17 protein-coding genes and 1 tRNA gene are annotated in these 19,633 nt (G+C 67.1%); 5 read left to right on the forward strand and 13 right to left on the reverse strand.

The genetic code is table 11. The features are described 5' to 3' along the window. Positions 1-145: 145 nt before the first annotated feature. Positions 146-547 carry a hypothetical protein gene (locus tag VNF71_14735; protein HVA75812.1) on the forward strand — a complete coding sequence of 134 codons (402 nt, stop codon included), beginning with the start codon at positions 146-148 and terminating at the stop codon, positions 545-547. Between the two features lie 63 nt (positions 548-610). Here the strand turns inward: VNF71_14735 and VNF71_14740 are convergent, their stop codons facing one another. The 9 genes from VNF71_14740 to VNF71_14780 all read right to left on the reverse strand — a co-directional run bounded on the left by VNF71_14740 (position 611) and on the right by VNF71_14780 (position 11,932). After that, positions 611-1,171: a DUF6036 family nucleotidyltransferase gene (locus VNF71_14740; GenBank protein HVA75813.1), complete on the reverse strand. Its 561-nt coding sequence runs from the start codon at positions 1,169-1,171 to the stop codon at positions 611-613. A 1-nt stretch (position 1,172) separates the two neighbouring features. After that, positions 1,173-1,604, reverse strand: coding sequence for a hypothetical protein (locus VNF71_14745; GenBank protein ID HVA75814.1), 432 nt, complete (start codon positions 1,602-1,604; stop codon positions 1,173-1,175). A 407-nt stretch (positions 1,605-2,011) separates the two neighbouring features. Beyond that, positions 2,012-3,121, reverse strand: coding sequence for a polysaccharide pyruvyl transferase family protein (locus tag VNF71_14750; GenBank protein HVA75815.1), 1,110 nt, complete (start codon positions 3,119-3,121; stop codon positions 2,012-2,014). Then, entirely contained in the window at positions 3,118-4,638 is a 1,521-nt protein-coding gene (locus VNF71_14755; protein ID HVA75816.1) for a glycosyltransferase, read from the reverse strand. Before VNF71_14755 ends, VNF71_14750 begins: the two co-directional genes overlap by 4 nt. Further along, on the reverse strand, positions 4,635-7,445 hold the full coding sequence (locus VNF71_14760) for a glycosyltransferase family 39 protein (protein HVA75817.1): 2,811 nt from the start codon (positions 7,443-7,445) through the stop codon (positions 4,635-4,637). Before VNF71_14760 ends, VNF71_14755 begins: the two co-directional genes overlap by 4 nt. Next, positions 7,433-8,500 carry a hypothetical protein gene (locus VNF71_14765; GenBank protein ID HVA75818.1) on the reverse strand — a complete coding sequence of 356 codons (1,068 nt, stop codon included), beginning with the start codon at positions 8,498-8,500 and terminating at the stop codon, positions 7,433-7,435. The genes VNF71_14760 and VNF71_14765 overlap by 13 nt, the downstream gene beginning before the upstream one ends. After that, positions 8,466-9,659, reverse strand: coding sequence for a hypothetical protein (locus VNF71_14770; GenBank protein ID HVA75819.1), 1,194 nt, complete (start codon positions 9,657-9,659; stop codon positions 8,466-8,468). The genes VNF71_14765 and VNF71_14770 overlap by 35 nt, the downstream gene beginning before the upstream one ends. Beyond that, positions 9,656-10,480, reverse strand: coding sequence for a glycosyltransferase (locus VNF71_14775; GenBank protein ID HVA75820.1), 825 nt, complete (start codon positions 10,478-10,480; stop codon positions 9,656-9,658). The genes VNF71_14770 and VNF71_14775 overlap by 4 nt, the downstream gene beginning before the upstream one ends. Positions 10,481-10,816: 336 nt before the next feature. Continuing rightward, entirely contained in the window at positions 10,817-11,932 is a 1,116-nt protein-coding gene (locus VNF71_14780) for a glycosyl hydrolase family 8 (GenBank protein HVA75821.1), read from the reverse strand. Positions 11,933-12,068: 136 nt separating this feature from the next. Between VNF71_14780 and VNF71_14785 the strand changes: the two genes are divergently transcribed. Next, a complete protein-coding gene (locus VNF71_14785; protein ID HVA75822.1) occupies positions 12,069-14,027 on the forward strand; it encodes a cellulase family glycosylhydrolase in 1,959 nt (652 codons plus the stop codon). A 51-nt stretch (positions 14,028-14,078) separates the two neighbouring features. Here VNF71_14785 and VNF71_14790 read toward each other — a convergent pair whose 3' ends face one another. Together VNF71_14790 and VNF71_14795 are read right to left on the reverse strand one after the other, a co-directional pair. Continuing rightward, positions 14,079-15,557: an NAD(P)/FAD-dependent oxidoreductase gene (locus VNF71_14790; GenBank protein ID HVA75823.1), complete on the reverse strand. Its 1,479-nt coding sequence runs from the start codon at positions 15,555-15,557 to the stop codon at positions 14,079-14,081. Then, positions 15,557-16,429 (reverse strand): metal-dependent hydrolase, encoded by an 873-nt coding sequence (locus VNF71_14795; GenBank protein HVA75824.1) that lies wholly within the window; start codon positions 16,427-16,429, stop codon positions 15,557-15,559. Before VNF71_14795 ends, VNF71_14790 begins: the two co-directional genes overlap by 1 nt. An 85-nt stretch (positions 16,430-16,514) precedes the next feature. Here VNF71_14795 and VNF71_14800 point away from each other — a divergent pair, with 85 nt between their 5' ends. Both VNF71_14800 and VNF71_14805 read left to right on the forward strand, forming a co-directional pair. Further along, entirely contained in the window at positions 16,515-17,207 is a 693-nt protein-coding gene (locus VNF71_14800; GenBank protein HVA75825.1) for a helix-turn-helix domain-containing protein, read from the forward strand. A gap of 7 nt (positions 17,208-17,214) precedes the next feature. Beyond that, on the forward strand, positions 17,215-17,979 hold the full coding sequence (locus VNF71_14805; protein HVA75826.1) for an SDR family NAD(P)-dependent oxidoreductase: 765 nt from the start codon (positions 17,215-17,217) through the stop codon (positions 17,977-17,979). Here the strand turns inward: VNF71_14805 and VNF71_14810 are convergent. Both VNF71_14810 and VNF71_14815 read right to left on the reverse strand, forming a co-directional pair. Beyond that, positions 17,972-18,703 (reverse strand): SCO family protein, encoded by a 732-nt coding sequence (locus tag VNF71_14810; GenBank protein ID HVA75827.1) that lies wholly within the window; start codon positions 18,701-18,703, stop codon positions 17,972-17,974. The two genes, VNF71_14805 and VNF71_14810, sit on opposite strands and share 8 nt — an antisense overlap. Before the next feature lie 200 nt (positions 18,704-18,903). Beyond that, a tRNA-Ser gene (locus tag VNF71_14815) sits at positions 18,904-18,991 on the reverse strand. Positions 18,992-19,202: 211 nt separating this feature from the next. Here VNF71_14815 and VNF71_14820 point away from each other — a divergent pair. Then, a partial coding sequence (locus tag VNF71_14820) for a hypothetical protein (GenBank protein ID HVA75828.1) occupies positions 19,203-19,633 on the forward strand: 431 nt, incomplete at its 3' end.

Consider the following 19,633-nt stretch of genomic DNA (forward strand, 5'->3'; position numbering starts at 1 on the left):
CAAAATCCTTTGCTGCGCAAGGGAGAATTCTCTAGTCGCGAGACTGATGTGGTTGGCTGACTCGAATCGGCCGGTACGAATGTGCATGAAGTGTGGCCATAGAGAGGCCATAATTTGCGGCAACCGTGATCGGTACGCTGATCGGGTGGTCACTGCGGCGAAGTCATATCGCGCCATGACCCTGGCCGACCTCGCCGTAGGCCTCCGAAGCATGGCCATTGACGCCGATCGTCGGCGCTTGGTTCTGGAGTTCGTCGAGGAGTACAGCTGGGAACCGGTCGACCGGCGGGCCCGACTTCTCGGCGAGAGACCGGCAACGACCGGCGATCCGCGCTACGACGCCCTTATAGCCGCGCTGGCCCAGCACCTCGCCTACCACGACGGGATCGAGATCCCGGAGTGGGCGTACGAGGCCGACCGCTTTCTCGAGCAGTGGTGGTTCCCGATCGACCTCCCCTCGGTGAGAACGGACGCGCTCGTCCACTCCCCCGCCGCCTTCCGCATCCGCGGCATCTTCATCGGCACGGGCGCTCTCGACCGGGCGTAGTCGGCGGAACCGCCCGATAGCCCGTAATCACACGCCGAACCTGTGCGGCACCAGGAGCGGTGGTCAGAGTCCCATACCTAGGTCGGGTTCTCTTCGATCGTTGCCCCGCTCAATCGCAGGGAACATCTCCTCGAGCATGAATCGAGTGCGTGGTGGGATTATCCGCGACGGATAGGCGGCAGCAACAAGTTGTAATCCTTCCTCGGTCGTAGTGAACCCGCACAGCCGATACAGCTCCCGTATGTCGTCTTGGTCCCGCTCGACTCGAGAAGCAAGAAGTTTCATCGCCAGTAAGAACCTCGGCGATGCTGCGGCTACCTGCAAATACTTGCCCTCAAAAACGTTGCTCTTGTTCGGATCGTCGCCGGGCACGAAGGCTTTAGCTCCGTCATTGAGCCAATCCGGGTCAAGGTCGAGACGTTCGGCCACACGACGGGCGGCGGCTCGAACCTCCGCTGTCGGAACGAAGACGGCATCCACGTCACGCGTAGATCGGCGCGTGTCGTAAGCCACGGCCATGGCGGCGCCCCCGACGACGAAGACGTCGGCTCGGATCTTGTCCCGTTCGAGTTCTTCGTCGAGTGCTCTGAAGGCGCGAAGGAGGCCAGCGCGATCGAGCAGCACCTCAGGCGTAGCTCAACGCGCCGTCGCCCAGGAACACCCCGCGACGGGCGAATGAGATCGGACTGTGGACCAAGGCATCGGCCTCCAAGGACTTCATACCCGCCACGAACCACCACGTGTCGAGGAACCGGTTCGGGTGACCAACCCAAGCCGGACTCTCACTGCCGTGCTCCGCACACAAATGCTCGGCAAGTGCGGCAAGGAGGGCATCGAAGCGGGGATCACCAACCGGCTCGGGGCAGTCCTCGAGCAGATGAACGCGCTCCGGAACCCAGTCCCGCTCGTACAACTCGATGAACGAGAACGCGAGACGAATGGATTCGGACTCCCCTCGGGAGGGGTCTGGCCCGGCCAGACTGGCCTTTATCGCCTGAGCTGTCTTGGCAAGAGACGCTGCCACACTCGCCTCCTTTCCGAGAGCCATGATCTTCATTTCATGGTACTTCAGACGGCGGATAGCAAGGCCACAATCCGAACGAGCGCGACGCCGACGGCCATAGAGACGGCCATAATTTCGAGCCGAAACCCGCCGATCCGAGCCGACTTCGGCGACAAGCCGAACTCAAAACGCCAGTTCAGACCTACTACAGCCGATCCGAACCACAACTCGGGCCGCCCTTGAAAAGCTTTGAGATTGCATAGATCTCCGTGGGTTCAAATCCCACTCCCTCCGCAACTATCAGAGACCGGCGCGGCAGCCCCGAGCCGGCGGCCTGAGACCGGCGTCACGGGCTCCAGCGGCAGGTATCGCCCCGGGGGCGCCAGCACGTCTTTGTCGACCGTCTACGAGGGCAACACCGACGAGGGCTGTGCCGGATAGTCGTACGAGCGGCTTGACGCTCAAGTAGATGTGACCGATACCACCGACAGGCCCGGCCGCCTGTTGCGCGCTCGCTCGAAGGCCAGCGCGCGGACACCGGCGATGGCCCGGTCGGCCAGCTGAGTCTCCCGGCGTACCGCAGCTTTCGACGGCGGGGCGCCGGCAGCGGCCTCGCGGCAGGCAGCCGCCAGACCCGCACTGCTCACCGAGGGGGGTTGGCTGGTCTGCTCGAGGCGTCGTGCAAGGGCCGCCAGCTTCGGCTCGTGGGCGATGGCGACGAAGGGCACACCGGCCGCAGCTGCGGCTACGAGGGAATGGAATCGCAGCCCCAGCACGACAGATGCACCCCGCAGAGCGGACGCGGCCGCGACCACGTCAGGCGGAGGGTCGCGTACCTCGACGGGTGCGTCCACGCTTTGCGCCACGGCGGCGGCCATGCCGGCGTCCTGCGGGAGCTGCCAGGGCTGGACCGTCACCGAGCAACCGGCGCGGTGCAGCTCGCGCAGGGCATCCCGAATGGACGCGACGAGTCTTCCGTCTCCGGCCAGGTGGCTGAGGGCAACCACAACCTTCGGGCTACCGGCGGGAACCCCGGGCGGTTCGAGTGCGAACTCTGGCATCAGGGACCAGGTCACGTCGGCCGCGACCGGGAGGGGACGTTGCACCCCTGCCGCCCGGAGGATCGACGCCGACTCCTCGTCGCGCATCGTTATCGGGCCGGAAACGCCGGCGATGGCCCTTGCGAAGACGCGTGCGGACCGGCTCTCCAGCTGCGCCGCCCCGACCCCAACCATCGCGACCGGTCGGCCCCTGAGTCGCGTGGCGACACCAAGCGCGAGGGTGTCGGCCAGCAACGCCAACGGGTGGCGCCGGCTACTCGGGTGGAGGGACTTGAAGACCGTCGCCGTCGCCACGACGAGATCCGCCTCCAGAGCGGCCGCGGCGACCGCGCGGGGGTTATCAGCCGCGAGCAGGCGGCAAGGTGGACTCGTCGGGCCGCGGAACGGATTCGCGCTCGTCGCGGACACCGCGCACCCGTCCAATCCCCGAAGAAGAGCGTCGAGGATCGACTCGTCGCCCGGATTGCCCTGACCGAACGCGCCCGCGATGAGAACGTTCGGGACGATCATGCCGCTGCCCGCTCCAGCCTCAGGTCCGGGCTGCGAACCCGCGAACTACGGGTCCCGACGAGAGCAGGCCATATGCCCACCAGGAGCACGCTGATGTGGAGGTCCGCGAACGCGACGTTGTTGAGCGTGGCAGGCGACCGGCTGTGTATCAGGCCGTACACCGCAGAGACGATTAGGACGGACAGAGCGACGAGTGCCGGCGCGACTGCGCCGGGCTGTCGACCGGCCTTGCCGACTTTGGGAGTCACGACGAACCGGCTCCGCCGGCGAAGCAAGGCTCGGATAGAGGCGCTTATGTGTATCCAGAAGCTGGCTTCCATCAGGGCGAACGCCGAGAAGGTGTAACTCCCCCGCCCCGCTATCGCCACGGTGAGCATGCTGAAACAGAAGTACGGCGCGAAGTGATCCAGGAACTGGTTCGCCGTTGCACCTGCGAGGGCTTGCTGGCCACCGAGGATCCGCACCACCGGCAGCGTCATGTAGATCAGATACGTCCATCCGGTCAGGAAGAACATCGACGACAGCAGGAACTGCGCTCGCTGTCGCCAGGGGAGTCTCGAGCGGGCGACGGTCGCTACCGCCGCGAGGCAACCGCGCGCCCAGCGGTGCTGCTGGCTGACGTAGGACGCCATGTCTTCGGGTCCCAGACCCGAGGCGAGCACGGTCGGGACGTACGCGATGCGCCATCCTCGCTCCCTGAGACGGACGGACAATTCGAAGTCCTCGGTCACGGAGTCCTCGGGGATCCCCCCGACCGACTCGAGTGCCTCACGGCGGATTACGACGTTGGTCCCGCAGCAGAACATCGACCCCATTGCGTCCTTGCCCCGGGCGATTACCCCGAAGAACAGGGCCTGCTGGCTCCAGGCCGCGGCGGCGATCGGATTGTCGGCGGCGTTGGCGTAGTGCTGCGGCGTCTGGACCAGCGCGACGTTCGGGTCGCTGAAGTGGCCCATGGTGGCGCCCAGGAACGAGGGCGCTGGCACGTGGTCGCAATCGAACACTGCGATGAATGGCGAACTAGTGCGCAGCAGCGCGTGGTTGAGGTTGCCGGCCTTGGCACCGGAGTGGTCCGAGCGCCGGATGTACTCGGCTCCGTGGCGCACCGCCATCGCGGCCAACTCGTCGCGGTCGCCGTCGTCGCATACGACGACGGTCACCTCGGGGTACGCCAGACGGCAAGCTGCTGCGACCGTCGCCTCGACCACGTCGAGCTCCTCGTTGTAGACGGGGATGAGTACGTCTACCGGCACCGGGCCGAAGTCAGTCCGGGTGGGCGGCGGCTCCTTTGCCTTCGATGCGGTCCACCAGAATCCCGCAGCCTGAACAAGGTTGAAAGACTCCGCAACGATCAGAAGCCCGTACAGGACCGGGTTGCCTATCCGCTCCGGGGCCAAGAGCCAAGTGAAGTACCAGATGCTGAGCGCGACGTTGACGGGAAGCAGGCAGAGCAGCCGGCGCCTCACCTGCCGCCAACCGGCCGTTGGTGACCACTGCCTGAGGGATGTGACCGTCATGACCCACCTGCCGCGGGTACCCGGAACACCCACACGGTCACGTTCGCCTTCTTGATCACTGCGATTTGGGTCTCGATCTTTCGCATCCGTACCAGCTCCTTGTGCAGGGCCGCCGGCTCGCCTGGGTGCATGAGGTTGGGGGAGGCCAGGACGAACTCCTGATGCCCCGGGGGAGGTACCGAGTGCGGAGCAGCGACGGATACCGCCTTCACGTTCGGCGCGTAGTAGCTGACCACCAGTCCGATGTCGGATGGGTCGTAGCGGATGACGTCGCCGGGGCGGGCCCGGTGATCCACCGCGCTCAGAGCGCCTGCGAAGTCGTACAACCGAGGGTTCGATCCGTTGATCTGCTCGTCACCGAGGGAGACGGCGAAGATTCCGGCCACCGCGACGCAAGCGGCGGCTTGTACCCGCAGGCTTCGCGAGCCTCCGGTTATGGCTCGTGCGGTGAGCAACAAGACGGCCACGACGACACCGGACATGTAGCGGACGTCGAAGAGGTTGCGTTTGAAGAGGCCGATGCCAAGGAGGAGGAGGGCTGGCAGGACGGCTGAGGCCACGACGACGACGGTCGAGCCGGTGATGTTCCGCCCGAGAAGAAACAGGGTCAGGAGGATCCCGATCGGCCACAGGGCGACCAGAGCCGCCATGACCGAAGCCGAGTGGTAACCGATGAGCGCCCACGCGAAGTTGGTCAGAACCGTGTACACCGAGATCGACTGTGCACCCGACAGCCCGACCTGAGATGGGCCTCCGAATCCCTTGCCGGAATTCTGGTTGACGAGGAACTGGTGGGACGCGAAGGGGAAGAGGGGCGCTAGGAACGCCAGGAGCGCGAGCGTCGCGAGCGCCCATGGCACTAGAAGGCGAAGCAAGGCTTCCCTGTCCCGGCGGCGCGTCCAGGACACCCATGCGAAGACGACTTGCTGGGCGATGACCTGGAAGATCCCGAAGTACTCGGTCCACACCAGAGCCGCGCTTCCCAGCGTGAATATGGCCCAATCCCACTGCGATCCCCGCCGTAGCACTCGCGCCTGGCCCCAAATGGCAACCAAGGCGACCAGCATGAACATCGAGTACATGCGGACTTCCTGCGAGTACCAGACCAGCATCGGGGCGACCGTCGCGATTGCGGCTGCCACAAGACCGCTGCGGCGATCCCACAGGTCGCGGCCGGCGACGTACGCGGCGGGAATGACGGCCAATCCGGCGAGGATCGAGGGGCTGCGCATGGCCAGCTCGCCTGCTCCGAAAGCCCGATCGGTGATCCACAGGATGCTGAAGTAGAGAGGGGGATGCACGTCGGTGGTGCGCAGGTTGTTGAGCATCCCCCCGAACGACATGCCGGCCTGGTGGATGCTCGTCGCTTCGTCGAGCCAGATGCCCCGGAAGACCCACAAGCGCACGGCCAACCCGACCGCGCACATCGCGCCGACTGCACGAACCGTCGGGTCGGCCAGCACCGTTCGCACCCAGGCCCGAAGGTCCTGGTCGGCGAGGCGCGGGCGTATGAACCGTTCGAGTGCCAGGCCGGATGTCAGGGCCGCTGTCGCACCGACGGTGGTTGCCGCAATGGAGCCCACGCTGCGCCCCACCACCCCGATCGAAATGGCCTGGCCCGCTGCCACCGCTCCGACCAGGACGGTGGCGGCTCGAGGGGTCCCCGTAGCGCAGCGGTGGGCCACCAGCACCCTGGCGACACCCAGCATGGCCATGGCGGCGAGGTACGGCACGACGAAGCGGCTGACCGATCCGTATCGTGAGCCGAACAGGCCCGCCGCGATCAACCGGGGGGCGACCGCTCCGATGCCGACGGCAGCGGCTCCGAGAACGCCGGCGAACCCGACCGCTATGGTCAGGCTGTGGCGGTCCTGTCGTACCGCTCGGGGGAGCAGCACCATCGGGACCGTCACGGTTGCAAAGGCCGCGGCACCGCCGAGGGTCGACAGCGCGGCATAACCGCCCGCCTGGGATCCCGGGAGGATGACGTTCGCGAATATCAGGTCCTGGCACTGGACGACGGCGAGCAGCGCGAACGCGGCGGCTGTCCATCCCGCCGCGACCGCCGCCTCCGTAGGAGCCGCCGCCGCGGCCACCCGCGCGCTGCCGGCCCGAGCGCCCGGAGGGACCGCCCCGTCGAGCGAGCCTTTGCCCCCGTTGTTGGTGCCGGGCACCCCGACGAGCTCGGAGGCGACACCCGCTCGCGAGAGCGGCCGGCGGCCACGAGCGACCTCCCGGGCGGCGTAGGTGCCCAGGACCACACCGGCGGCGGCACCGACTTCGCCTAGCGCTGCTGCGAAGGCAACGCCGACAGTCAGGCGGGCGGCCGGCTCAGCCAGGAAGCTTGCGATCAGGCGGCGGTGTCGGTAGCGACCGTAGAGGCGCCCGCGCTGGTGAGCGAGTGGTGCCATGGCCGGAATGGCCGTTGCGAGGACGATCACCATCCCTACCGGCAGGTTGAGGGCGGCGGCCGTGAACGGGGCGGACACGACTGCCACCCCTGCCGTCACCAAGCTCGCGAAGGCGACCTTCCTCACGAGCGCGACCCGCCGTTCCGGTTGCACGGCCGTTGCCGCGGTCAGGCTCATGGAGGGGAGGCTGAGAACCAGGTACAGGCTCAGGAACACGCCGAGGCGGGCAAAGCCGGCAGGGTCGAGCACCCGCGCGGCCACGAGGGCGAAGGCGAGGTTTCCTACTCCCGCGGCGAACTGCCCGGCGGCTACGCCTACCTGTTCCCCTCCGAGCCTCCGCTTGCCGGGGGCCGACTGGGCAGGGCGGGCATTCGCCGCGTCGACTATCGCAGCCAAGGGTCCGGTGCCAGAGGCAGGCCGTCCACCTGCGAGATCTCGGTGTCGCCCCGCTCGAGGACGAGACGCATCAGGGAAAAGCCGGCATCGGCCCGAGCTATCTCGTCCTTGACCGCGGCGGGGCTCGGCGCGGGGCCGTTGAAGGCTGCAACGATGGCTGAAGGGAGCGCTGCAGCCAGCGAGCCGGGGGCGATGCTGGTCTGCTCGAGGCGGCGGGCCATGGCGGTGATGCGCGCCTCGGTGCCCACCCCGACAATCGGAACCCCGAGGGACGCGGCCGCGTGCACGGCTCGGTAGCGCAACGTGACGACCACGCCGGCGTCCTCGAAGGTGTGACACGCGTCGTCGAGAGTCACGGGTGACGGTGCCGTCTCGACCGCGCAGCCCTGGTTACGCAGTTGCTCGGCGAGGCGGAAACTCATCGCCCTGTCGGGGGAATCGTGACCCGCCCAGGGAAGAAGCTTGATGCGCATGCCCTGCCCAGCGGCGGCGGCCAAACCCGAGAGCAGACCTACCTCGATGTCCGGTCGCACCCTGCCGTCGACCACCACTGTCACGGTCTCACCGCCGCCGCGCACCGCTCCGCCCGGGCCGAACCCGAGCCACGCCGGGTCGGCGGAGACGCGCACCGGTACGGCGGCGCCCGCCGAGGCCAACGACCCTGCCGACTCTTCGTCGGCGACGAGCAGGAGGACCGCCCGGCGAACCAGGTGCCGGGCGAGCGTCCGGTCCAACGCGGAGTTGGCGGCTCCCACGCTGACCCCGAGGAAGGTGAGCGGCTTGCGTAACGCGCGAGAGAGGCTCATCAGCCTCGTGGCGGCGCCGAGACTCATACCCGAACGGGGGCGCCTCTCGAACGCAAGCGGCGCGAGCTCCTCGCCGGCGACGACCATTCCGCGCAGCTGTCTGACGGCATCGGAACTGACCGCCCGCGACAGGGCGGTCACGCCGGAGACGACTTCGTATTCGGGCAGCGAGGCGGCGAAGGCCGCCAGTAGAGCACGTTCGCCGACCGGGTCATTACCCCAGCGGCCGCCGAGCAGCAGACTGGGCATCGATCACCTCCTCGTACAGGTTCAAGTGCCGCTGGGCCACCTGCGGCCACGAGCGGCCTTCCCCCAGCCGGCGGGTACGTTCGGCGAGGTTCGACAGCTGAACCCGGTCCTGGGACAGCCGACGGAGCCGGTCGGCCATGCCCGGCGCGTCGAGCGGCACGGACAGATCGGCCGGGAGCCCGGCAACTTCCGCCACGGCGAGTGACAGCAGCGCGGCAACCCCGTGTTCAACGGCCAGAGCGAGGACACCGCTGCTCGAAAACGCCTGCGGATAAGCGAGCAGCACGGCGTCGGCGGCGGCGAACCATCCGGACACGTCGCTCTCCGGCACATAGCCTGCAAACGTCGCGACGTCCCCGTAGCGCCGTTTCAGCTCGTCCAGGTATCCCTGCCCGGCCAGGCGGGGGTGTTCGGCCCCGGCGACGGCAAAGCGGACATCGGGTCCCGCGATGCGGGCCGCCTCGAGGGCGACCTCCAACCCCTTGTAGGGAGCCACGAAACCGAAACAGAGCACCAGCAACTCCCCGGTCCCCGCACCGCAAGCCGCGCGCAGAGCCTCGGCCCGGTCCCAAGCGGGCCTGTCGGGTGGCCGGGATCCCCCGGTTCCGAGCGGCATGACGACCGATCGCGGGATGACCCGATTGAACGCCTCCTCGTGGACGATGACACGGCTGGCGAGCCGGGCAATGGACTCCTGGAGCGCCGCCAAAGAGACACGGGCGACTGGAGCGGGAAGCCGAACACGATGCAGGTCCGTGAACGCGCGATCGATCGTCGCCGGCGCCACGACCTGGTGCATCGTCACCACTGGCCCGCGCCGTGCGCGCCGCAACCTGCCGAGCGCTAGCAGAAAGGCGGGTACCGAATCCGGTCCGCCGTAGAGGAACGCCTCATGCTGCACGTGCACCAGCGGGGCGCCGGTCCCGAGAGCAGCGTCGACGGCCCTGAACGCTCCCAGTGGTCCGGGAGAGAAGCAGCGCTCGACCCTGACAGGTCCGTCGTGGTCGACTCCCTTCCCGGGTGCGACGACCGTCACCTTCGCGCCGGTGCCCGCCAGGGCCTGTGAGAGGCACCGGGCATAAGCCGCGACCCCGGTTTCGATCTCCGTTCCTGAGCGCGGGTACGGGGAGACGAGTGTTACGTCGGGAGTGGGTCTCATGCACGCTCGACCGTCGCGGACACCAAGTGTTCACGGGCCTCGCGCTCCATGGCCGGAAGGTCGATCGCCGCTGGCTCTTGCGAGCGAGCAGGAGGGAGAAGGTCGGCGGCGCCGGCCGGAACCGGCAGCACGCGGGAGTGCAACCACAGCCGAAAGGTGGAGAGCGCCATCCTTCTGCCGTCGCGCCCGGCATGGAGCCGGGAGCCCGCCTGGTCGACCCACACGGTCGGGACTTCCACGACGTCGAAGCCGAGCGAGCGGGCGGTCAGCAACAGGTCGACGTCGAAGAGGAAGTCGCGCGACGACAGCAACGGGACGATCGCTTGAGCAGCACGACGCCGTAGAACCTTCGCTCCGCACTGAGTGTCGGCGAAGGGCAAGCCGAACACCGTCTGCACGACTCGGGCGAACACGCGGCTCTCGATTCGTCTTGACAATGGTCTCGGGCTCGGGAGGACCGAAGCCGGGTGCCACCGGGTAGCGATGGCGACGTCAGCGTGTTGCGCTGCCTCCGCCAGTCGTATCAACTCGACGGGCGGGGTGGCGCAGTCGGCATCGACGAAGGCGACGAGTTCGGCGTCGCAGAGACGAAGGGTCTCCATGATCACGCCGCCCTTTCCGAGCTTCGGGTAACAGATCGCCTCTACCCGGTCGTCCACCCTGGAGTGCCGCCCCACCACCTCAGCGGTGCCGTCCGTGCAGTGGTCCAAGGCGACGAAGAACCGAGTCCCTGGATCTTCCAAGCGAGACCGGAATGCGCTGAGCATCCGGTCGATTCGGTGCTCCTCATTGTGAGCAGGGATGATGATATCTAGGCGCATTATCTGCAATCAATCCACAATTGATGAGGGGGGCACGGAGGGCGAGTCTTTTCCACCCAGTCCGAGAGCACGCTGACCTGGCATTGTGATCACAACCGTCACTAGCGAGGACAACGCCACTTACCTTAACAACGATCGGGTCAGCCCTGTCAAGGCAATTCAGGCACAATGAACCTAAAATTAAGAATTCACGGCTGTGGAAAACTCGCCCGCTGAGTGATCGTGGACAGCTCGACCCGACCACCTAATGACCGTATGACCCGAGAAATCTTAGGTCCAGATTATAGGAATATTAAATCCCCAGGAAATGGCTCGCCGACGGCCGGCCAAGCTAGCTCATCTCGAACAATCACTGAGACCCTTGGCCCCGAGCAGCGAATTCGCGAGAGCAACCCACGCCGACCCGTAGTAGGTGGGATACCTCGCCGAAATCCTCGCCGCGGCGTCGAGGAGCTCGGATGCCTGAGACGCCCTGCCGCTCGCTTGCGCCGCCGCGGCGTCAGCGACGGCGATCACGGCACTCACGTCCGGGGTCTCCGCCGATCCGTCGAGACTCAGCTCGAGGGGGAACAGCTCACGGGTCGCCGACGGCGCAAGCCGCGCCCATGCCCTGGCAGCTATCGCGGAACCCATCCCGTCGCATGGCGCAGCCCAGACCACGGCGCGTTCAGCGTCCAGCCCGAAGGACGGAGTCGAGAACGAGCCGGGCGCGTGGGTGGGGACCACCGCACCCGCCGTGGTCACCGAGGCCCAATCAGGCGGAAGTCCCGAGCCCGTGAGCCGGCCGAGAACCACCATCGCCGTCGCGGACACGCTGGCCCAGCGGATGTCGCCGGTGGACCGCTCGAGTTCGGCGAACGCCTCTGGGGCGAAATAGCCGGGCTCGACCATCGCCGGGTTCGTCCGCGCCCACGGGCCGGCGACCAGCACCGGCCCAAGAGCCGTCGTGACCGTCTCCTCCCGCAAGATCGAATTAGCCATCCGCCGCGCGGCCGCCTCCAGCGAAGGATCACCGAAGCGGGTGCCGGCCAGTCCCAGCGCCCACGCCGTGTCGAGGTCCGCGTCGGCAGCCGGCATCCAGTCGACGACTCGGCCGCCCGCCCAGTGCCATGCGAGAAGGCCGTCCGGCCGTTGGAGATGCTCTTTGGTCCAAGCCCATACCGCGGCGAAACGATCCCGATCGCCGGCGGCAACCGCCAGCAGAAGGGCGTACGCCTGGCCCTCACTGACCGTGTCGCCGCCCTGGTCCCAGCGGACCACGCGCCCGGAGCCGTCCACGTACGAGGCGAGGAAGGCCGAAACGGAAATTGGTACCCCGCTGGGAGGGTTGGGCAGGCGCGAGGAGCCGGCGGAGTGCGCTACGACACCGGCGACACCCGTAGCGGAGATCAAGACCGCCAGCCCCAGGGTGAACCGGCAGGCCGCCTGCTCGAGTCTCTTTACTGCTCGCATCGGGACGGGACCGGGCTGCAAGGAAGGACGGGGCTGCAAGGAGAGGAACGGCTGCCGCAGGGCGAGCAGCCAACCATCGAGGCCGTCGGTGAATCGAACTCAAGTTCGGACGGCCGTGGAGCCGATACGGACAATCGTGAAACGGCGGATTCTCCTCTCGACCCTGATCGAACGCGCCTTTGCGACCCACCTGCCGCGGCGGCTGGCAGTCGCGGCAACTGCTCTTACGACCATTCTTACCCTCGGCACAACGACGGTTGCGGTGCGGGCCTCGCCTGCTGCGGTGTCGGGGTCTGTCGGAGTGTCGGTGCGGGGGAATCACCTTGTGGATGCCGCTGGGGTCCCATTGCGGTTGTTGGGTGTGGACCGCTCGGGCAGCGAGTACGCGTGCGCGCAGGGTTGGGGGATCTTCGACGGGCCCACCGATGCGGCGTCGGTCGCCGCGATCGCCTCGTGGCATGTCAACGCTGTGAGGGTGCCGCTCAACGAGGACTGCTGGTTGGGGATCAACGGTGTCAACCCCAGCTACGGCGGGTCGAACTACCGCTCGGCGATCCAGGACTACGTCTCGCAGATCAACGCTGCGGGGATGGTGGCCATCTTGGACCTGCACTGGTCGGCACCCGGCAACTCTTTGGCTTTGGGCCAGCAGGTAATGGCCGACGCGGACCACTCGCCGGCGTTTTGGTCCTCAGTAGCCACCCTGTTCAAACCCGACCCGGGGGTCGTGTTCGACCTCTACAACGAGCCGCACGACATCTCGTGGTCGTGCTGGCTCAACGGTTGTGTCACCGCGGGCGGCTGGCAGGCAGCGGGGATGCAGTCGCTTCTCGACGCGGTGAGATCGACCGGCGCGACCCAACCGGTGATGGTCGCCGGGCTCAACTGGGCCGGCGACGTGTCGGGCTGGCTGGCCAACGAGCCGGTCGACCCCGACCACCAACTGGTCGCCTCCGCTCACATCTACAACTACTCGCAGTGCAACACCCCCGCCTGCTGGGACCAGACCGTCGCTGCTGTCGCAGCGTCGGTGCCAATCGTCACCGGCGAGATCGGAGAAAACGACTGCGCCGCGGGATTCATCGACTCGTACATGTCCTGGGCCGACGCGCACGGCGTCTCATACCTCGCCTGGGCGTGGAACACCGCCAACTGCAGCAGCTTCCCCGCACTCATCAACACCTACGCCGGCACCCCAACCGCATACGGAACCGGCTACAAAACCCACCTCGCGGCAGTCGCGTCCCAAGGCTCGGCCGGCGGGGCGTACGTCCTCGACGGATACGGCAATCTCCACCCGGAGACGACCTCTGGGCCGGCGGCCGCTGCGGTCACCACCTCGGACAGTTGGCCGGGGTGGAACATCGCCCGCGGTGCGGTAGTGCTGCCCGACGATTCCGGCGGGTACACCCTTGACGGTTGGGGTGGCGTGCATCCTTTCGCCATCGGTTCCAACCCCATACCGCCCGCGGCGACGACGTCCGACTACTGGTCGGGCTGGGATATCGCGCGCGCGATCGCCATCCTCCCGTCGGGCACCGGCGGCTACGTGCTCGACGGGTGGGGAGGAGTTCACCCCTTCACCATCGGCTCCAACCCGATCCCGCCGGCCGCTGTCACCACCGCCTACTGGCCCCAGCACGACATCGCCCGAGGGATCGCCATCCTGCCGTCGGGCACCGGCGGCTACGTGCTCGACGGGTGGGGCGGGGTCCACCCCTTCGCCATCGGCTCCAACCCCATACCGCCCGCGGCGACGACGTCCGACTACTGGTCGGGTTGGGACATCGCCCGCGCGATCGCCATCCTGCCGTCGGGCAGCGGCGGCTACGTGCTCGACGGATGGGGTGGGATCCACCCCTTCGCCATCGGCTCCAACCCGATCCCGCCGGCCGCTGCGAGCACCGGATACTGGCCCCAGCAGGACACCGCTCGAGGGATCGCCCTCACCAGCACCGGACGGATCGGCTACGTCGCGACCTCCGGCGGGCAGGTGGCCCCCCTGACCATCGGTGCCGGGCTGGCGGCTCCATCCCCCGGGAGCGCAACGCTTCCTTCCGGCGCCCTCGGTAGGGGCGTCGTGGTCACGTCATGACCGCCTGCGGCTGGTCCAGTGAGGGTGAGCCAGGGCGGTTGCAGAACCCCTTCAGGAGGCGAGTGCCCGCTCACGCGGGCGTGGGTTCGAGAACACCATCTCTCCGTCCTCGATACGGCTCATCTTGATCGCCCGGTAATCGCGGACGTAGCTCTGGTACACCTGCCAGGGGAACCGAGAACCCTGCTTCGGGAAACGATCGGCCGATCTCTGCACGTAACCCGACGTGAGGTCGAGGATGGGGCGGGTCACCATGCTGGCATCCCGGTTGACGGGCATGCACTGCCCGAGACCGGTCGTGTTCATGTGATTGAGCAGCCTCGTGACGTAGTCACAGGTGAGGTCGCACTTGAGCGTCCAAGAAGCGTTCGTGTAGCCGATGGCGATGGCGAGGTTCGGAATGCCTTCGAGCATCATCCCCTTGTACGACAGCTTCGTCGCCGGATCCACCTTCTCCCCGTCGACGACGAGCTCGACGCCACCGAGGAACAGAAGCTCGAGGCCAGTGGCCGTGACGATGATGTCCGCGTCGAGCTCCGCACCCGACTCGAGGAGCAAGCCCTTCTCGGTGAATGTCTGGATGTGGTCGGTGACGACGTCGACCGTGCCGGCATGGATCGCCTTGAACAGATCGCCGTCGGGGATGACGCAGAAGCGCTGATCCCACGGGTTGTACCGCGGAGTGAAGTGGGTGTCGATGTCGTAGCCGGCGGGCAGCGCCTTCTCCAGCTGCTTGCGCAGCAGCTTCTTCATCAGCTCCGGCCGGCGCCGGCTCAGCTGGTAGGAGCCCTGCGTGAGCAGGGCCTTCATCCAACGGATCGCCGGGCCGGACAGCCGCTCGGGCAGGGCTTTGCGCATGAAGTCCGCGATCGGATCCCTCGCCGGCAGCGACGCTATGTAGGTCGGGGATCTCTGGAGCATCGTGACGTGGGCGGCCTGCCCGGCCATCGCCGGCACGAGGGTGACGGCCGTCGCGCCGCTACCTATCACCACAACTCTCTTGCCGGCGTAGTCGAGATCCTCTGGCCAGTCCTGCGGATGGATGACCGTCCCGCCGAAGCGGTCCATGCCGTCGAACGGCGGCAGATACCCGTGGTCGTAGCGGTAGTAGCCGCTACAGGAGAAGATGAACCCGCACGTCAACTCGACGGTCTGACCGGTGTCCGTGCGCTCCGCGCTCACGTGCCACTGGGCCTCGTCGCTCGACCACTCCGCGCGGACGACACGGTGCCCGAATCGAATGCGAGGGATCAGACCTTCCTCGGCGGCGGTGTCCTTGATGTACTGCAGGATCGAGTCGCCGTCGGCGATGCTCTTTTCCCCGTTCCATGGGCGGAAGGAGTAACCCAGGGTGAACATGTCCGAGTCGGATCGGATCCCCGGATAGCGGAAGAGATCCCAGGTGCCACCGATCGCCTCACGGGCCTCGAAGATGGCGAACGACGCCCAGGGGCACTTCTCCTTCAGGTAGTGGCCCGCACCGATCCCCGAGAGGCCGGCCCCGACAACGAGGACGTCGAGATGCTCCATCAGGCAGCCGAGCGTAGGAGCTTGTCGTTGAGCGAGCCACTCTCTCCGAACAAAGACTCCCGCCATTCCGCCACCAATCCGGTGGTGTCCCTATCGTCGGGGTGGAAGTCGGGCCGGTCGTAATCCTTCAGCTGGGCCCACAACTCCCGGCTCACGAGCGGTGACTTGGCGAACCGCTTGAGGCTACGAAGGAGGGTCCGTGGACGGTAGGTGTCCCGGTCTCCCAGCAGTGATATAGCGATCTGCAGGCTCATGCCTACGACGAAGCCGACGCGGATGGCCTTCATGGTCCAGACCCGGGTGCGCTCGGTTCCACCGACGGCCTTGTAGACGTCGAACGCGACCGCCTTGTGCTCGGACTCCTCCAGCGCGTGCCACACGAACAGATCTGTGACAGCCGGGTGGCCGAAATGCCGGCGCACCTCTTCGTTCGTCAGTACCAGTTCTGCCAGGGTGGCGGTGAAGTGCTCCAGGGCTGCGGTCGCAGCCAGGTTCGCCTTGGGCGGGGCGAGCTTCCACCGCAGGGCGAGACCCTTCTTCGTCAGGCTCTCGAACTTCTTGGTGGGGTATCCGAGCTCACCGAGTCGGTCGTTGAACGCCCGGTGCTCGCGGCCGTGAACCGACTCCTGGCCGATGAAACCGGCGACCTGCTTCTTGAGGTCCGCGTCGGTGATCCCGTCGCGGAAGTGGCGCACCGAGCGGACGAAGTAGTCCTCCCCGTCGGGGAACACCGCAGACAGGGCCGCTCCCACGTGGCTCAGGACGAGATCGCCGTCCACGGCGTAGTGGCGCGGCACGTCCGAGAAGTACTCCTCGAACACCATCCGCCTCGTCGGGACGGTGCGCTCGGGATTGCTGCTCTGGCTGGTCATTGATGAATCCTCCCCGGCTGTTGTCCAACCAGGCTAGATGATTTGAGAGATTCTTTCAAGTCCTCAAATCTGTTACTGTGGTCACATGTCAGGAGCCAGGGTCCGCCGATCTCGGCGGGAGCGGGTCAGCCGGCGCCCGGGGGATGCCGGCGCCCCGACGAAAGGGGCGCTGACCCGGCGTGCGATCCTCGACGCCGCTATAGCCAGGTTCGGGCGGGAGGGCTACCGGGCCACCGCCGTCGCCGACATCGCCAGGGACGCGGCGATCGGGGGATCGCTGGCCTACGCCTACTTTCCGAGCAAGGAGGCGCTCTTCTTCGCCGCCGTCGACGAGGATGCAGCGGCGGTCATCCGCGAGGGAGTCGACACCATCATCGACAGCGGAGACGTGCAGGAGTGGCGGCGCACACTCATCTTCACGCTGATCGAGGCGCTCGAGCACCACCCGCTCGCCCGACGACTACTCGCTGGGCTCGAGCCGGAGGTGACCGCAAGAGTCCTCGGGATACCGGCTCTGTCAGAGCTGCGGAAGGCGTGCGCAGAACGGCTCCGGGCCGAGCAGATGCGCGGGTTCGTGAGGCGTGACATCGACCCGGTCGTGGTCGCGAACGGGTTGGTGGCGATCATGCTGTCCCTCCTCATGTCGGTGGTCCAGATCGGGCTAACGGCGGTGGAGCTGTACGCCGAGGACATCGCCGCGGTGCTCGAGGCCGCCATCGGGGCCAAGCCGGCCATCGAGGCCAGGCCGGCCATCGAGGCCAAGCCGGCCAGCGGGTGAGCCGGCGGTGAACGGACCACGCGGGCGCGGAGTCGCCGTGATCACGGGTGCGTCCAGCGGGATCGGTGCGGCGTGCGCCGAGGCGCTCGTGCGCACAGGATTCTCGGTGGTGCTCGGCGCGCGCAGGGTCGAACGGGTCGCTGCGCTGGCCGCGCAGTTCCCGAGCGGGATGGCGCGCGCTCACCGGCTGGACGTGACCGATCCCGAATCGGTGGACGAGTTCTGCTCCGCGGTCGGGCCGCAATGTCGGGTGCTGGTCAACAACGCCGGCGGCGCGCTCGGGCTCGACTCGATCGAGGACGCCGACGAGGAGAAGTGGCGCACGATGTACGAGACCAATGTGCTCGGCACGCTGCGCATGACCCGCGCGCTACTGGCGCGGCTGGTCTCCTCGGGCGACGGTCTCGTGATCAACATCGGATCCGTCGCCGGCTTCGAGCCGTACGCCGGCGGAGCCGGCTACAACGCAGCCGAACACGCTCTACGCGCGTTCACAGACGTGCTTCGGATCGAGCTGGTCGGCAAGCCGGTGCGGGTGAGCGAGATCGACCCGGGGATGGTCGAGACGGAGTTCTCGCTGGTCCGATTCGGCGGGGACCGCTCGGGGGCCGACGCGGTCTACGCCGGCGTTACCCCGCTGACCGCAGACGACATCGCCGAGATCGTGGTGTTCGTGGCGACGAGGCCGGCGCACGTGGACATCGACCAGGTCGTGGTTCGCCCCCGCGATCAGGCACGCGTGTGGCTCGTGAACCGATCGGTGCCTAGCTGATCAGCTGGCGAGCGACGCTGGCAATGTCGGCTCCCCATTCGCGCACCTGGGGGGCGGGGAGATAGGCCGCCCCGCCGGCGGTGTGGTCCTCGACAGGCGAGGCGATGTACCGCTGGTGGCCCGTGGCGTCGATGAAATACAGGTAGTCGGAGTGGATGACGTCGGCATGGGCGCTCGGTGCCTGGACCGCGACTCCGTACTCCTTCCACGCCTGCCGCAACTGGGGTACCGCGGCGGTCAGGAAGTACCACCCGGGTACCTGGTTCAGACCCTGCTCGTCGGTGAACCCGGAGACGTCGGCAATGGTGTTGTGGTATGGGTTCACGTTGACGGCGACAAAGGCGACCTTGGCCGCATCGAGCCCGAGTTGCTGGTAGGCGAATTTGAACTCCTGCGAGATGATCGGGCAGATGTCCGTGCAGTGCGAGTCCATGAACTCGAGCACGACGACCTTGCCCTGCTGCTCGAGGCCCGAGAGGGAGACCGTCTGGCCGTCTTGATCGGTCATGGTGATATCCGGCGCCATGGCGCCGCCCGCCGAGGCGAGACCCATGAACTCGTCGCGCGATTGCGTCGGCGAACCGCTGCTCGTCGTGGATGCCTTGTGGATCACCGCAATCACGGCCACGGCAGCCACGCAAGCGAGCAGGACCGCCGTGATCGTCACCTGGAACCTCGAGGGGACTGGGAAGCGTCTACCGATCGCCGGCCCGCTCTGGGTCACGGGGTCACTGCTTAGTTGAGGCGCCGGCGTTGCACATGTCGGGCTGGTGGGAGGGACGGTCTGGATGGACGGTCCGGATGGGCTGGTCCGATGTCGTTGCGAGCGCAACTGGGTAGGTTAAGTATCCCGTGGGCATACTTAGCCTGCCCAGTCCGAGGAGGCTGGGGCGGGGGCAGGGGCCGCCGGCACCGGGAGTCGAGCGGAGAGGGGGGGATTTGAACCCCCGGACCCCTGTTAGAGGTCAACTCATTAGCAGTGAGTCCGATTCGGCCGCTCTCGCACCTCTCCTTGGGCACCACTGTAGCAGGCTTCGGGTCGCTCCACTCGTTCCCGCTGTAAGCGCGAAAGTCCTGGTAGACACGCCATGGGACCTGCGAGTGGTTGGGCCCAAGGGCCCGCCTGACCCGGCGGCTCGGCGACTGTTCGATGGCCACTGGAGATAGCCCTCTTACCCAGGATCCTCCCAGAATCCTCCTGGAGCTCATAGAATCCGGAGTCGGTGGTCACTCAAGCCGAACGACCGGCAACGCCATTCAGGCCCAAGGCATTCGTCGTGGTCGGGCCTACTCGCGATACGACGGCGACCCGCCCGCGGGGACCCATCTACGGCAGCGAGAAGCTCGGCTCTGACGGTCTCCCGCTCATAGATGGCAAGGGGCGGCGGGTTAGGGAGATCGTGGGATGGAAGCATCCGGGCAAGTCACGGCCCTGCTGGGATCTGAGCATTCGCTGCGACGGCTTCAAGTGGGAGGACCGCTACTACGCGGCGGGGATCGCCCAGGCCGCCAAGGAAGAACTCGAAGCTGGGTTCCGTCTGGGCCTCATGTTCGATCCCGAAACACGGAAGTTCCTCTCCGCTGCCGCCGCAGCAAAGACTGCGCCGACAGTCGCGAGTGAGGCGACAGCGTGGTGGAGGGCGCACTGGTCGAC

It is taken from the genome of Acidimicrobiales bacterium (assembly GCA_035533095.1).
Taxonomy (GTDB): Bacteria; Actinomycetota; Acidimicrobiia; order Acidimicrobiales; family Palsa-688; genus DATLUM01.

Excerpts from the sequence above, each read along its gene's own strand:
- VNF71_14745 (HVA75814.1), bottom strand. The coding sequence starts at position 1,604 with ATGAAGATCATGGCTCTCGGAAAGGAGGCGAGTGTGGCAGCGTCTCTT.
- VNF71_14750 (HVA75815.1), bottom strand. The coding sequence starts at position 3,121 with ATGATCGTCCCGAACGTTCTCATCGCGGGCGCGTTCGGTCAGGGCAAT.
- VNF71_14755 (HVA75816.1), bottom strand. The coding sequence starts at position 4,638 with ATGACGGTCACATCCCTCAGGCAGTGGTCACCAACGGCCGGTTGGCGG.
- VNF71_14765 (HVA75818.1), bottom strand. The coding sequence starts at position 8,500 with ATGCCCAGTCTGCTGCTCGGCGGCCGCTGGGGTAATGACCCGGTCGGC.
- VNF71_14770 (HVA75819.1), bottom strand. The coding sequence starts at position 9,659 with ATGAGACCCACTCCCGACGTAACACTCGTCTCCCCGTACCCGCGCTCA.
- VNF71_14775 (HVA75820.1), bottom strand. The coding sequence starts at position 10,480 with ATGCGCCTAGATATCATCATCCCTGCTCACAATGAGGAGCACCGAATC.
- VNF71_14780 (HVA75821.1), bottom strand. The coding sequence starts at position 11,932 with ATGCGAGCAGTAAAGAGACTCGAGCAGGCGGCCTGCCGGTTCACCCTG.
- VNF71_14790 (HVA75823.1), bottom strand. The coding sequence starts at position 15,557 with ATGGAGCATCTCGACGTCCTCGTTGTCGGGGCCGGCCTCTCGGGGATC.
- VNF71_14795 (HVA75824.1), bottom strand. The coding sequence starts at position 16,429 with ATGACCAGCCAGAGCAGCAATCCCGAGCGCACCGTCCCGACGAGGCGG.
- VNF71_14800 (HVA75825.1), top strand. The coding sequence starts at position 16,515 with ATGTCAGGAGCCAGGGTCCGCCGATCTCGGCGGGAGCGGGTCAGCCGG.